Genomic DNA, 13,754 nt, shown 5'->3' with positions numbered 1-13,754 from the left:
AAATAAAAAGACGCTCCGGGAGGGTACCCGGAACGTCCGATGTTGGATGTGTGGAAATTTTTTACTTGACGCTTATGCGGAACGTCCGCCCGGCCTTGGAGCGCACCAGGTAAGTGCCCGCATGCTTCACGTTGCGCTTGGTGAGCATATGCAGGTCTTCTACGCCCTGCGTAATAAACTTCGCCACAAAGCGTCCCTGCATGTCGAACACGCTGTAGTCGCTTCCCATTTCAGGAATCCTGAACACGAGAGGCAGGGTTTCCTTTACCGGAAGAGTTACATCGGTATCGGGCTGGTTCTCGTAAATTTCATTGATTTCCTTCTGGCCATACGGTGCAGGCGGCAAATCGTTCCAGCCGAAGTTCTTGAAACCGAGAAGCGAGTATTCCGTCGGGTCGTTCAGTTGCTTGCGCACCGGAGCGATGCGGAACTTATGAGAGTATTCGCGGTTCGCCTTCAGGAGGTAGGCGTCGAGCGGTTCAGCACCCCAAGAGTTGATACCGCCGAGACCCATCTGGTGCAAGTCCACGCGGAGCGTGATATCCTTGTCGCGCTTGAGTTCCCACGGAAGCTTCACATCGGTAAGTTGTTCCGGAGTGTAGTGCTGTGCGCTGAATTCCATGCGCGGGTTACCCACGATCATGAGGCCCTTGCCATCCTTATTCGTAAGCGTTGCCCACTTCACGTCGGTGCGCTGGCCCGTTTCGCCAATTTCCATGTACTTGACCGTCATGGAGTCGGCAAGCGTAGAATAGAGGCCCATGAAACTTCCGCGATTGCGGCCCATGTAGTTCTCGTCGGGGCCGCGGCCAAACCAGCGGACCTTTTCGTAACCTTCAGGAACCGTGAAGAGCGTACCCACATTCGGGACATAGCTCTTGGAGCCATCCGGATTGAACGTGTAATCCACAACGATATCGCCACTGCCGTACACATAGTAGGTCAATTTCATCTTGGAGCTGCCCACATCCGGGAAGCTGAAGTTGAAGGTCACCTGCGTTTCCTGGGCAGAAACTTCCTTGACTTCGGAAGTCACGTTGCGCTTCTTGCTCGCACTGCGCCATTCGCCGTGACCGCGTTCCATGTTGAAGCCCTTGTCGTTATCGGTCGGAGCGCGCCAGAAGTTCGGAATACCACCGTTCTTGATGATGGTATCACCATCAAGCACGTAGCTCGCAAGCGTACCGTTCCTTTCGTCGAAAGTAATCTTGAAGTCTGTACCTTCGATGACAACGCCGCTGACACGGGAAACCCTGGCACCTTCCATGGTGCTGACATCCACTTCGGTAGACCAGAGCTGGCCCAAATCGATACCGAACTGTTCGTGACCCACGCTGTGGCCCGCCTTCGCCCAAAGTTCATCCTTCTTCAGGCGGAAATCGATATCCAAGTGGTATTCGGCACCAATCGTCGTCTCGATTTTCGGCATGTCGATGGTAACTTCCTTTTTCTGGAGGGGGCCGATATTCATCTGCGAACCATCCAGCTTGCCGCTCTTGATTACCTTGCCGTTTTCGCGGATTTCCCAGAAGGCATCGAGGAAGTCGCCGAGATTCTTGAACAGATAACGGCTCTCGATTTCAATCTTGCCCTTTGCCGCATCTACATTCTTCACGCGCAGCTGGCTATACTGATACTTGACTTCCCACATTTCCGGCTGGATGGCTCGGTCGGGGAACACGAGGCCGTTCGCGCAGAAGTTGTCATCGTTCTGCCAGTCGCCCCACATGCCACCGAATTCCCAGTACGGAGTACCCTTGTGGTGCAGGCCCTGGTCGATGAAGTCCCAGATGAAGCCGCCGAAGGCGCGCGGGTTACGGTAGAAGGCGTCCATGTATTCCTGCAGGTCGCCCACGGAGTTACCCATGGCGTGTTCATATTCGCAGAGCATCACGGGCTTGTTGGCATCGTTGTAACCGTTGATGTAGTCGTAGCCCCAGTACATCTGGCTCATCACGTCGGCGTTGTTGTTGTCGCCTTCGTAATGCACGTAGCGGGTGGAGTCAATCTGGTGGGCGCGTTCGCGTTCGGAAGCAAAGACGTTTCCGTTACCGGCTTCGTTGCCGAGCGACCAAAGGATAATGGAGGGGTGGTTCTTGTCGCGCTGCACCATGGTGGTCAGGCGATCCACCGCCGGAGCGCGCCAGTCATCGCTATTCTTCGGAAGTTCATTATTGGCACCGTGGCTTTCCACATTCGCCTCGTCAATCACGTAAATGCCGTACTTGTCGCAAAGTTCGTACATATACGGATTATTCGGGTAGTGCGACGTACGGAGCGCATTGATATTGAACTTCTTCATCAGGATGATGTCCTGTTCCATGCGGTCATAGTTCACCGCACGACCGTTATCCGGGTCGAGCTCGTGACGGTTCACGCCGTGGAATTTGACCGGCATGCCATTCACCAGCAGGCGCGGCGCACCGTTTTCCTTCTTGATTTCAACCTTGCGGAAACCGATCTTGTTGCTTTCGACCTGGATTACCTTGCCGCTGCCGTCCTTGATAACAAGCACTGCGGAGTAGAGGTTCGGCGTTTCGGCAGACCAGCGATCCGGTTTGGTAAGCGGGAGTTCAAAATGCACGCTTTTCTCGCCACCCGCGCTGATGCCCGAAACCCTCTGCGCGCTCGGGGCAATCACTTCAGTCCCCTTGTCGTTGTAGAGCGAGAGTTCCACAGTGTAGTCGCCGGAAGCACTCGAGGTAGAGTTGTATATCCACGCGGTAGTCTTCAGGAGACCGTCGGTATAGTTATTCGTGAGCGTCGCGTCAATCTGGAAATCCTGAATGTGGACTTCGGGGACAGCGTAAATGTACACGTCACGCATAATGCCCGAAAGGCGGATGAAGTCCTGGTCTTCGAGCCAAGAACCGTCACACCAGCGGAACACCTGCACGGAGATGTTGTTCTCGCCCTTGCGCAGGTACTTGTTGATGTCGAACTCGTGACCCGTGAAGGAGTCTTCGGAATATCCCACGTAGTTGCCGTTCACCCAGACGTAGTAAGCGGATTCAACGCCTTCGAAATGCAGGCGGATGCGCTTGCCGGCCCACTTTTCGGGAACGGTAAACGTGCGGCGGTAATGGCCCACCGGGTTAAAATCAGTCGGAGCGCCCGGAGCAGAAACCCTGTTGTTCTGCGCCCACGGGTAAACAACGTTCGTGTAAATCGGATGGTCGTAACCGAGCAACTGCCAAGAAGACGGCACCGGGATTTCGTCCCAGCCGGAAACGTCGTAGTTGTCTTTGTAGAAATCGTTGTTGCGCTGGCCCGGCTTTTCGACATGGAAGAATTTCCACTTGCCCGAAAGTGTCTGGTACCATTCAGACGCATGGCGGTCTCCCTTCACCGCCTCTTCAACAGTCGTGTAAGGCATCGAAGTCACGTGCGGAGTAAGCACGTTCACCCCGAAAACACGCGGCTTGCCATTCCATTCGTCGTTTGGGCCGCTCTGCGCAAATGAAAGTGCACAGGCGAAAAGGCCAACAAGGCCCACCGTAGTAACAACTTTGTTCATAACATCCTCTTTATTTTAAACACCTGGTATAAAAATACCCCCTTTTCGGGGGAGATTCAACAATCCGTATACAATTATCATGGATGTTTTGTCAAAGGGGAACAAAAAAAATGCCCCGGAATTTCCGAGACATTTTTTTGGGTGTGTGGGATTGTGATGTTTAGAAGTTCTTGCACTGGCCTTTCCACTTGCCAGGCTGACCGACAATAGCGCCATCGATGTACTTGCCGCTGGTACCGACGAAGTCCTTCTTGCGCCAGTCTTCGCCACCGAGGTGCCAACGCATCCAGGCGACCGTGGCAGCCATGCCGCCCCAAGGTCCGGAACCGTGGCCCCAGCCGCATTCGCCGTTCTGACATTCGTTACCCTGGCCACCCGTCATCTTGATGAGGCAAGCCGGAATCTTGACGTTATTGTTGTTGTAGTCGCCTTCGGCGTTCGGGCGTTCCATACCGCCTTCACCGTAAACGATTGCTGCTGTCTTGCCGGCAGGGGCATTAGCCAGTTCCGCATGGTTGAATGCGCCACTGTTGTTGAGAACGGCGGTAATCACGCGATTGTCCTTGATAAGCATCTTTTCGGACTGGAGGCCGCCCATAGAGTGGCCAGAAGCGCCGACCTTGGTCATGTCAAGCTTGCCATACAGCGGATCGCCCGGAGTCTTATTCTTGTTATCAAGCCAGTTGAGGGCGGGAATGCCGCGGTCCGTGCCGTCGGGAGAGACGCTTGTAGCGACCACCACGAAGCCGTGCGAAGCGAGACGCTTGATAATGCCACTGTAGCTATTGGGGTCGGTATCGCCGCCCGGGCCCCACAAGATAACGCCGTGCTTCTGAGTATCAGAAAGCTTCTTCGGGTAGCAGAGCACGCCGCCACCGTTATCGGCAGAATTTTTGAAATATTCGACTTCCAAGTAGTCCTTGTCTTCGTCGGTACCTTCGGTCAGGAAGATGCCGGTCGGCTTGACTTCTTCGCTGGAGCTGGATTCGACCTGCTGCTCGCTGGAAGAGGACTGCGGCTTAGTCACGTCGCTAGAACTCGAGGTCGGAACGACAGCGCTAGATTCCGGATTGACAGTCGTGCTGCTCGTCGGATTTACTGCCGGATTGGTCCCAGGACCGCAAGCATCTGGCAAACTGGACGACAAACAGGCATCGTCGCCACCTGCAACCGTACTAGATCCCGGATTGACGGATGTGCTGGACTGCGGGGCAATACCCGAATCGGATTCTGGATTGGCAACCGCGCTGCTAGTCGGAACTGGACCTTCAGCACCACCTTCTGATCCTGGAGCGGAAACGCTACTGTCATCGCAGTTTACGAGCGCAAGAGCACTCACCAGAACCAAACCCTTAAACACCATGGATTTCATGTGTACTCCTTTTCCTAGATGATTGTGCTTTTAAACTACATATTGGCCCCCTTTTCATTACACGCCCAAAAACAGATTTCTTGGACAAAAAATCCATAGGCAGACACCCCCCTACAAAGAAACCGCACAAATTTCTACATTTTGGGCATGCTATTCGAACAAGCCATAGCCCACCAGCTCCCCAATTACACGAAAGAATCCGATTCCGCCTACGGCGAAACCCTTGCCCCTCTTGATTATAAGGAGGAACTCAAGGTCAAAAACGAGGCCATTCGCGAATTCTGGGACGTAAACCGCCTCCCCCGCAACCCGCAGCCGGTAACCGCGAGCCCCATGCCCCGCAATTACCGCACCACCAGCAAAAGGCGCGTCGACATGCAGCCCGGCGACCTGCGTTTCAACGAATACGACAGCATCCTGGAGCCCGAAGAGCACAACGCCATATACCGCCTGCTGTTCGAAAAACTCATCACGCCCCCGTACAAGCCCCTCGCCTACGCGCTCAACTGGATTATCATCCGCGGCACGTACAAGTACCGGGTCGTCATATTCAACATCAAGAAGATTGATGCCGCCATTGTCCGCAAATTGAAGCAAATTGCCGAAATTCTGCAAAAATCGCCATATCACGTGACGGCAGCGCACGCCTACATCGATACGACGGAGTCCGATTACTACCTCGAGGCCAAGCGGCCGACCGATACTCTCGGCTTCAAACAGCTTTTTGGACCGCGCGAACTGAGCCTGAACCTCGGGCATTTCAGCCTCAAGTACCCCGCCACCGGCTTCAGCCAGGTGAACGAGAGCCAGATCCACAACCTCATCAAGGCGGCAAGCCGCATGCTTTCGCTCACCCGCGAAGACCACTTCCTCGACCTGTACTGCGGTTACGGGCTGTTCAGCTTCGCGCTGGGCGAAGCCGCGAAATCCGTGCTCGGTGTCGAAATGGAAGGCCCTTCCATCGACTGCGCGAAGGCTTCCGCACGCTACCTCAAAAAGGATTACCGCTTTGTCGCGGGCAAGATCGACGAGAACTTCGTACAGACGAGGCTCCCGCGCCCCGTTCCCGGCGAACCCGAAAAAATCCTGCTTGACCCGCCCCGCAAGGGCTGTGAACCCGGAGTCATCCACGCACTCGCCATGCGCAAGCCCGTGCGCGTATGCCACGTGTTCTGCGGCACCGACGAGATTCCCGCTTCCATCAAGGAATGGGAACGCTACGGCTACCGCGTCAAGGAAGTGCAGCCGCTCGACCTGTTCCCCGGCACCCCGCACTTGGAAACCATCGTTGCATTAGAAAGAAAATAAAATGCGAAATGCGGGATGAAACCATCTCACATTCCCCATTGAGGTAGTTTAATGCCAGCAGAAGTTACAACTGCACAAAAGCCAGCCCTCTGGACGCGCAACTTCACCACATGCGCGGCGGCGAACTTTTTGCTGTTCTTCAGTTTCTACCAGTTGCTGCCAATCCTCCCGATGTTCATCATCGAGAAGTTCCAGACCGACAACGCGACCGCGGGCATCATCATTTCGCTCTATACCATCGGCGCGCTCGCCTGCAGGCCCTTCGCCGGATTCCTGGTCGACACCCTCAGCCGCAAGCCCCTGTACTTCTGGACATTTTTCGCGTTCACCCTGTGCTTCATCGGCTACAAGGCGCTCGAGCTCATCCCGCTCCTTGCCGTCATCCGCTTTTTGCACGGGCTATGCTTCGGGATTTCGACCACGGCGAGCAACACCGTCGCCATCGACGCGCTCCCTTCGAGCCGCCGCGGTGAAGGCATCGGCTATTTCGGGGTCAGCGTGAACCTCGCGTTCGCCACCGGCCCCATGACAGGCATGTTCCTGTACGAGGCCTTCGGCGACACCATCGTATTCGCGATTTCCATCATCCTGTGCGTCATCGGCCTCATCTTGGTACAGACCCTAAAGGTCGCCCCCAAGGAGAAAAAGCCCCACGCCCCGCTTTCGCTCGACCGGTTCTTCCTCACGCGCGCCATCCCGCAGTTCGTGAACTTCATCTTCGTGGGATTCGCCTACGGGCCCGTGACCAACTACATCGCACTGTACGCAAAAGAACTCGGCATCGGAGGCTCCGGCTGGTTCTACGCGCTCATCGCGGCAGGGCTCATACTGAACCGCCTCACCACAGGGCGCCTTATCGACAGGGGCTACCTCATCCACCTCGTAGGCACCGGCATGACGCTCAACATCATCGCGTATTTCATGCTCGCGTTCAGCCATTCGCCCATTACGTTCTTTGGTGCAGCATTCCTCATTGGCACGAGCCTCGGGCTCATCTTCCCGGGTTACCAGACCATGTGCGTGAACCTCGCCCGCCACGACCAGCGCGGCACCGCGAACAGCACTTACCTTTCCGGCTGGGATATCGGCATCGGCGCCGGCATCCTTGCGGGCGGCTCCATGGCGGAACATTTCGGAATGCACCAGCAGGTATTCTTCACCTGCGCCATCGCACTAGTAATCGCCGACATCCTGTATTTCACCTGGACGGCGCGACACTATCTAAAGAACAAGCTGGAAGGATAGCACGAGCACTTAATTCAAGTGCTTGGCTTCGTACATTTTCTTGTCGGCTATGGCAACGCAATCCCTGAAGGTCGTGATGTCACCATCCCAATGCGCATAGCCCATGCTCGCCGCAATCGTATAGTTCATCGATCCTTCGCGGTTCGCGATTTCTTCCTTCAGGCACTCCCGCACCTGCTTGATAACATCCTGCGGAGTTTCCGTCTGGACAATCAGCATGAACTCGTCACCACCGTAGCGGCACAAGAATATCGAAATATCAAAGAAGCTGCACGCCTTCTTTAGCGCACTCGAAACAAGCATCAGCGCCCTATCGCCTTCGATATGCCCATAGGTATCGTTGATTTTCTTGAAATGGTCCACATCCACCATGATTATATACATATTCTCAAAATCGCGCTTAAGCTGCAAGAAGCGGCGCAACTGGTTCCTGTTATTGAGACCGGTCAGCGGGTCCGTCGAAATCAGGCGATTCTGCGAATTCAGGTAGACAAAGAGGATAATCAGGGTGCACCAGAAGCAGAATATCGGCGTCGTCAGCGAGAAGAAAATCTGGGCGCCAGCCGCAACCAAGCAACCCGGGGTATAACTCATCACAATCAGGTACGTCTTCAAATGCATTCGGTTATGAGGTTTTAGCCCGCGATACAAGCAGCGGATCGTCACCGTCATGATATAGATACACGGGATAAAAGAAAGAATAAAGTAATAGAGAGGACAGGGCTCAAGGTCCTTATCGAGCCAGAAATCGGGACTCATCGCAAACGAAATGAGCAGCAGCGCCATTTCCACAAGAACCGGTATACGCAATTTCACCTGGAGGTTTTCAATCTGCGCACGCGTCATCTCTGGGCGGGTGCTCATTTCCGCATAAATAAAGCAGCTGTAGAAAAGTATCGCCGCAATAACCGCATTGGAATAGTTCACGGCCAAAACGGTGAACATGTTTTTCGGGATGATGTTGTCGTTCACCAACGCCCAGGCGGCATCGCTTACGAAGTAGGCCATATGCCAAAACACAAGTTTATGGAACAACGTAAACTTGAGTTGTGGGGTCGGAAGCCTTTTTATGCTATACAGGAGGAGCAACAGGACGCATGCGCATCCAAGGCTGACATATGTATAAAAGACAAAAACGCTCATGCTGAAAAAAATACTTTCATTTAGTACAAATGTTCAAAAAAACAACAATCCGTATCTTTCAATGTGTGCAAGGTCACTTTTTGGCAAAAATTTCTAAATTACAATATATGAAACCCTGGAAACTACTCGAAACAAAATACCTGGTCGATGCGCCTTGGCTCAAAGTCGCAAAGGAAAAATGCGAACTTCCGAACGGCAAGGTCATCGACGACTTCTACACGCTATGGCAACCCGACTGGGTACTGATTCTCGCCCGCACGGCTACAGGCCGCTGGGTCATGACAGAACAGTACCGCCACGGCAGCCAGACCATCGAACTTGAGTTTCCCGCGGGCATAATCAACAAGGACGAAACGCCAAAACAAGCTGCACTCCGCGAACTGCAAGAAGAATGCGGGTACAGACCCTGCGAGGCGCCATCCAGCGATTGCCACGCGCTACACACAAAGTATCTCGGGTCCCTTCCGGTAAATCCGGACCGGCACCGCGGCAAATTTCACATCGTCTTCATCGATGGTGTCTCAAAAGCGGGTGGAACGCATTTCGACAGCACCGAAGATATCGAGTCCAGCGAACTTTCCGATGAAGAACTGCAAACCAAAATGGCTAACGGAACATTCTGCCATCCACTGCAAATCGCCGGATATTACAAGTGGAAGCTGGCTACCCGTTAATCATTTGCGTTTGATATAGACAGATTCGCAGGCGTCCATAAATTTCACGTCAAATTGTCGGAAATTGCCCCAAGCCTGTCCGTTCTTGTAGTGCGGAATGTATTCGCCAAGTTTTTCCCTAGTAATCTGCAGCCACTGGCCTTCGTCAGTGAAGCAGAAGAAATCATTCTCGTCAAAATCCTCGTACAGCAAAGATTCCTCGTCAAATGACGAATCAGTTTTTTCGAACCCATCTACGGTTTCCCCGTTATCCAGAAGTTCCTTCAGGCTGTCGAGTTCAGACTGTTCGTTCTCGGGCAGTTCCTCCATATCGTCCGTACCGATAGAGAACTCGCCCTCATCTTCATCCACAATAGTTTCCTTGCCAGCAACCGCGCTCGACTCAGGTGCAGACGAACTCGATTCCACTTTTTCTGAGCTGGAGGACTTTTCTTCGCTGGAGCTGGACTCAACTTTGTCCGAAGAAGAAGATTTTTTCTCGGAGCTGGAGCTGACCTTTTCGGAACTGGAACTCGATTTCGCCGAGCTGGAAGACACATTCGATGAGCTCGAGGACTTGGCTTCAGATTCCTTCACGACATAATTTCCGTTTTCGTCAATTTCGCCCTTCTTGACAAGATCGTTATATTCCTCTTCGCTATAGATATCGCCATTCGACATAATGATTTGCGTCGGGCCATCCGTCGTACATGCAGCAAAAAACACCATGGGCAAAGCCATCGCGAAAAAACAGAACTTTTTCATCATCCATGTCATAACGGCACTCCTTTCGTTTGTTACGAAATTTGGATCGTCTACACGAAAATAATTATTTTCATATAAAAAGCAACACGGATTGCGGCGCAACTTCTTTCATTTGTGTTCCTATGCACACAAAAAGGGGCCTAAAAGGCCCCTAATTTCATTCCAAATTGGAATATTACAACTAAATCGCGTCGATGACGGCGTTGAACGCCTCCACCGGGCGCATCCACTTCTTCAACAGATCCGCCTTCGGGATGTAGTAACCGCCGATGTCTGCCGGCTTGCCCTGTTCTGCGGCGAGGGCAGCGACAATCTCGCTTTCCTTCGCTTCGAGGGCGGCAGCCACCGGGGCAAACTTCGCGGCGAGTTCCGCATCGGCCTTCTGGTCGGCAAGGGCGCGGGCCCAGTACATCGCGAGGTAGAAATGAGAACCGCGGTTATCGAGTTCGCCAATCTTGCGGGCAGGCGTGCGGTTGAACTGCAAAATCTTTCCGTTCGCGGCATCGAGAGTATCGGCCAGAACCTGGGCCTTCTTGTTGCCGGTCTGCGTAGCGACCTGCTCGAACGACGGCACCAGCGCGAAGTATTCACCGAGGGAATCCCAACGCAGGTAGTTTTCGGCGAGGAACTGCTGCACCTGCTTGGGGGCAGAGCCGCCCGCGCCGGTCTCGAAGAGGCCACCACCGGCCATCAAAGGCACGATGGAGAGCATCTTCGCCGAAGTTCCAACCTCAAGAATCGGGAACAGGTCGGTGAGATAATCGCGCATCACGTTGCCCGTAACGCCGATGGTATCGAGGCCGGCCTTCGCGCGCTTCATCGTCTCGACGATAGCCTTGCGCGGACTCATGATCTTGATATCGAGGCCGTTCAGGTCGTGTTCCGGCAGGTAGGCCTCGACCTTCTTCTGGATTTCGCGGTCATGCGCGCGTTCCGGGTCGAGCCAGAAAATAGCCGGCGTGCTGGAGGCGCGGGCGCGGGTCACGGCGAGCTTCACCCAGTCGCGTACCGGAGCGTCCTTGGCCTGGCACATGCGGAAAATGTCACCCACTTCCACGTCCTGCTGCAAGAGCACTTCGCCCTTGCCATTCACGGCACGGATAACGCCCTTGCCCTTGGCAACAAAAGTCTTGTCGTGGCTGCCGTATTCTTCGGCGCCCTGGGCCATGAGGCCCACGTTCGGAACGGTTCCCATCGTCTTCGGGTCGAACGCACCGTTTTCCTTGCAGAACTTGACCGTCTCGTCGTAGATGCCGGCGTAGCAGCGGTCCGGAATGCAAGCGACAACTTCTTGCAGCTTGCCTTCCTTGTTCCACATGCAACCGGAATTGCGAATCATCGCAGGCATCGAGGCATCGATAATCACGTCGCTGGGCACATGCAGGTTGGTAATACCCTTCGCGGAATCGACCATCGCCAAATCCGGACCGGCAGCAAGCGCGGCGTCAATCGCGGCCTTCACTTCGGCTTCCTTGGCATTGCCTTCAAGGCGCTTGTACAAATCGCCTAGGCCGTTGTTCGCATCGATACCGAGTTCCTTGAACAGGTCGGCATACTTGGTGAACACGTCCTTGAAGAACACGCGCACAAAAGCACCAAACAGCACCGGGTCAGAGACCTTCATCATGGTCGCCTTCAGGTGCACCGAGAACAGCAGGCCCTGAGCCTTCGCTTCGGCCATCTGGGCGGCGATAAACTTTTCGAGAGACGCCATGCGGAGCACCGTCGCGTCGAGGATTTCGCCCTTCAGGAGCGGCTTTGCGGCACGCAGTTCGGTAACGGCGCCGCTTGCATCCACGAATTCAATCTTGAACGTGTCGGCATCGGCAAGCGTGATGGACTTTTCGTTCCCGTAGAAGTCATCCGCATCCATGCTCGCCACGCGGGTCTTCACGGAAGTATTCCACGTGCCGTTGCTGTGCGGGTTGTTGCGGGCAAAGTTCTTCACCGCATTCGGGGCGCGACGGTCGGAGTTGCCCTGACGGAGCACCGGGTTCACCGCGGAACCCTTCACCTTGTCGTAGCGGGCGCGGATGGCCTTCTCCTCGTCGGTCGCGGGCGCATCCGGGTAATCCGGGAGCGCGTAGCCGTTCTGCTGGAGTTCAGCAATGGCGGCCTTGAGCTGCGGCACGGATGCCGAGATGTTCGGGAGCTTGATGATGTTCGCCTCAGGCTTGAGCGTAAGCGCGCCCAAAAAAGCGAGGTCGTCGCTCACGGGACTCCCCGCAAACGTAGTGCCAGCCGGGAGCGTGTCGGCAAATGCCGCCAGAATGCGCGCCGGGAGCGAAATGTTCTTTGTCTCCACGTCAATGTCCGCAGTCTTCGCGAAAGCGGTTACGATCGGGAGGAGGGATTGCGTCGCCAAGAACGGCGACTCGTCGGTCAGGGTATAAAAAATCTTTGTACTCATACGAATACAAAGATAGAAAAACGGAATTTACTCCGGCGGGTTCAGGCACCGGTTAATCTGTCTCACGACATAGTCCCGATTGTTATCGAGTTTCGTCTGATAGCGCGGATTTACCACGGATTCGCCGTCGCAGGTCTGCGTCTTGGCGACATATCCGCTAAAATTGAGTGCCGAAGAATCCTCGTAAATATATTTCAAGCATTCTAGCTTTTCTTCAAGCTGGGGATCCCCTTCGGCAGTCTTCACGCTATCGATGATGGCATCCTTGTCAGCCGTAAACTTTTCCTCTAATTCGGAGCGGTCAATAAAATCGCTCTTCTGGCACAAGGGAGACGGAGGTTCGCCAACTTCCTCGCTGCTGCTGGACACGGCTTCGCTGGAGCTACTTGATTCGGGGAATTTTGCCTCGTATTCCTCCATAGTGTAAAGCAAGCTATCTTTCACGATGTAGGCCGGACTCCCTTCCTGAGCGATATACTTTTTCCCATCGGAACATGTATAAGTAAAAGTCATCGCATGATGGACGCAAGTATAGGGGCTCACACCATAGAGGGGAACATCTAACCGTTCGCCCAAAAGGTCGTCTTCCAACTGGGAAAGTTCTTCCAGCGTAAGGCTCCGGTTCTCCTGCAACTTGCGCATGATTTCTTCCGGAGAATCTACTTTTGCAACTTCCACGGGATCAAGACACCCGTTTCCGGCCGAAAGCATAGCTGCGGAACATGCAATGGTGGTATCGCTTGCCAGCCTGTAAGGCATGTTCATGGAAGACGAAGATATTGCCTCCGAGCTGCTCGACGCCTCTTCGGAACTACTAGACACAGCGTCGTCCGAACTACTTTCGGGAAGAGCCTCGGAACTGCTTGACGGGAATTCACCGCAATCGCCACAAGGGCCGGCAATCGGTGTACTTTCGCTGTCTCCGCCACAACTAGCCCAGAAGAGAGCCGCCGAAGACAGCAATATCTTTTTCCAATGCTTACGAATATTCAAACCAACCCTCCTTTTTATTATGCCCCCGCGTCTTCCAAACGCTTTACGTGGCAGTAGGCCAATTCCTTGGTCTTTTGTACTTTCGCTTCGCTCAAGTACCAAATGCTAGGCTCGGTCATGCCCAAGCGAGACTTGGTCGCGACGCTCGCCTTACGCATTTGTCATCACGCTCCAGCGTCCTCTAATCTCGCTACATGACAATAGGCTAGTTCCTTGGTTTTCTCGTCACGTAAATGAAGACTGGAGCCTTCGCAGTAGCGCCAGTACTTGCAAGTCTTGCAGTCGCCAATTTTTGCCCAGCTGCGGTCGCGCATCACCTGGTAGCGGTTCTGCCATACATCCCACAGG

The 13,754-nt window shown here is 54.2% G+C and carries 10 protein-coding genes and 1 pseudogene; 3 read left to right on the top strand and 8 right to left on the bottom strand.

Translation table 11 applies throughout. The features are described from left to right. Window positions 1–61: 61 nt before the first annotated feature. Window positions 62–3,517 carry a glycoside hydrolase family 2 TIM barrel-domain containing protein gene (locus tag IK012_RS10790; protein WP_290954279.1) on the bottom strand — a complete coding sequence of 1,152 codons (3,456 nt, stop codon included), beginning with the start codon at window positions 3,515–3,517 and terminating at the stop codon, window positions 62–64. A 160-nt stretch (window positions 3,518–3,677) separates the two neighbouring features. After that, a complete protein-coding gene (locus tag IK012_RS10785; RefSeq protein WP_290954277.1) occupies window positions 3,678–4,889 on the bottom strand; it encodes an alpha/beta hydrolase in 1,212 nt (403 codons plus the stop codon). Between the two features lie 147 nt (window positions 4,890–5,036). On the opposite strand from IK012_RS10785, the gene IK012_RS10780 reads away from it, so the two are divergent. Beyond that, the gene (locus IK012_RS10780) at window positions 5,037–6,197 is read left to right on the top strand and encodes a class I SAM-dependent RNA methyltransferase (RefSeq protein WP_290954274.1); all 1,161 of its coding nucleotides are present in this window, start codon (window positions 5,037–5,039) and stop codon (window positions 6,195–6,197) included. A 51-nt stretch (window positions 6,198–6,248) separates the two neighbouring features. Continuing rightward, window positions 6,249–7,442 (top strand): MFS transporter, encoded by a 1,194-nt coding sequence (locus tag IK012_RS10775; RefSeq protein WP_290954271.1) that lies wholly within the window; start codon window positions 6,249–6,251, stop codon window positions 7,440–7,442. 9 nt (window positions 7,443–7,451) lie between these two features. Here IK012_RS10775 and IK012_RS10770 read toward each other — a convergent pair whose 3' ends face one another. Continuing rightward, a complete protein-coding gene (locus IK012_RS10770; protein ID WP_290954268.1) occupies window positions 7,452–8,450 on the bottom strand; it encodes a GGDEF domain-containing protein in 999 nt (332 codons plus the stop codon). A 242-nt stretch (window positions 8,451–8,692) separates the two neighbouring features. Between IK012_RS10770 and IK012_RS10765 the strand changes: the two genes are divergently transcribed. Then, on the top strand, window positions 8,693–9,259 hold the full coding sequence (locus tag IK012_RS10765) for an NUDIX hydrolase (RefSeq protein ID WP_290954265.1): 567 nt from the start codon (window positions 8,693–8,695) through the stop codon (window positions 9,257–9,259). Here the strand turns inward: IK012_RS10765 and IK012_RS10760 are convergent, their stop codons facing one another. The 5 genes and pseudogenes from IK012_RS10760 to IK012_RS10740 form a co-directional block, all read right to left on the bottom strand. Further along, window positions 9,260–10,015 (bottom strand): hypothetical protein, encoded by a 756-nt coding sequence (locus IK012_RS10760; protein ID WP_290954263.1) that lies wholly within the window; start codon window positions 10,013–10,015, stop codon window positions 9,260–9,262. A gap of 169 nt (window positions 10,016–10,184) precedes the next feature. Next, window positions 10,185–12,413, bottom strand: a complete 2,229-nt coding sequence (locus tag IK012_RS10755; RefSeq protein WP_290954260.1) for an NADP-dependent isocitrate dehydrogenase — start codon at window positions 12,411–12,413, stop codon at window positions 10,185–10,187. 27 nt (window positions 12,414–12,440) lie between these two features. Beyond that, window positions 12,441–13,406, bottom strand: a complete 966-nt coding sequence (locus IK012_RS10750; RefSeq protein WP_290954257.1) for a hypothetical protein — start codon at window positions 13,404–13,406, stop codon at window positions 12,441–12,443. 17 nt (window positions 13,407–13,423) lie between these two features. Then, window positions 13,424–13,564, bottom strand: coding sequence for a hypothetical protein (locus IK012_RS10745; protein WP_290954254.1), 141 nt, complete (start codon window positions 13,562–13,564; stop codon window positions 13,424–13,426). Between the two features lie 6 nt (window positions 13,565–13,570). Beyond that, window positions 13,571–13,754: pseudogene (locus IK012_RS10740) on the bottom strand (radical SAM/SPASM domain-containing protein); the annotation flags it as partial.

The organism is Fibrobacter sp. (assembly GCF_017551775.1).
Taxonomy (GTDB): Bacteria; Fibrobacterota; Fibrobacteria; order Fibrobacterales; family Fibrobacteraceae; genus Fibrobacter.
The sequence above is the reverse complement of the archived record's forward strand: the minus strand, read 5'-3'. Positions and strand labels throughout refer to the sequence as shown.

What these genes read in the sequence shown, in the direction of transcription:
- IK012_RS10785 (WP_290954277.1), bottom strand. Translation starts at nt 4,889, where the DNA reads ATGAAATCCATGGTGTTTAAGGGTTTGGTTCTGGTGAGTGCTCTTGCG.
- IK012_RS10745 (WP_290954254.1), bottom strand. Translation starts at nt 13,564, where the DNA reads ATGCGTAAGGCGAGCGTCGCGACCAAGTCTCGCTTGGGCATGACCGAG.
- IK012_RS10780 (WP_290954274.1), top strand. Translation starts at nt 5,037, where the DNA reads ATGCTATTCGAACAAGCCATAGCCCACCAGCTCCCCAATTACACGAAA.
- IK012_RS10760 (WP_290954263.1), bottom strand. Translation starts at nt 10,015, where the DNA reads ATGACATGGATGATGAAAAAGTTCTGTTTTTTCGCGATGGCTTTGCCC.
- IK012_RS10755 (WP_290954260.1), bottom strand. Translation starts at nt 12,413, where the DNA reads ATGAGTACAAAGATTTTTTATACCCTGACCGACGAGTCGCCGTTCTTG.
- IK012_RS10770 (WP_290954268.1), bottom strand. Translation starts at nt 8,450, where the DNA reads ATGGCCTACTTCGTAAGCGATGCCGCCTGGGCGTTGGTGAACGACAAC.
- IK012_RS10765 (WP_290954265.1), top strand. Translation starts at nt 8,693, where the DNA reads ATGAAACCCTGGAAACTACTCGAAACAAAATACCTGGTCGATGCGCCT.
- IK012_RS10790 (WP_290954279.1), bottom strand. Translation starts at nt 3,517, where the DNA reads ATGAACAAAGTTGTTACTACGGTGGGCCTTGTTGGCCTTTTCGCCTGT.
- IK012_RS10775 (WP_290954271.1), top strand. Translation starts at nt 6,249, where the DNA reads ATGCCAGCAGAAGTTACAACTGCACAAAAGCCAGCCCTCTGGACGCGC.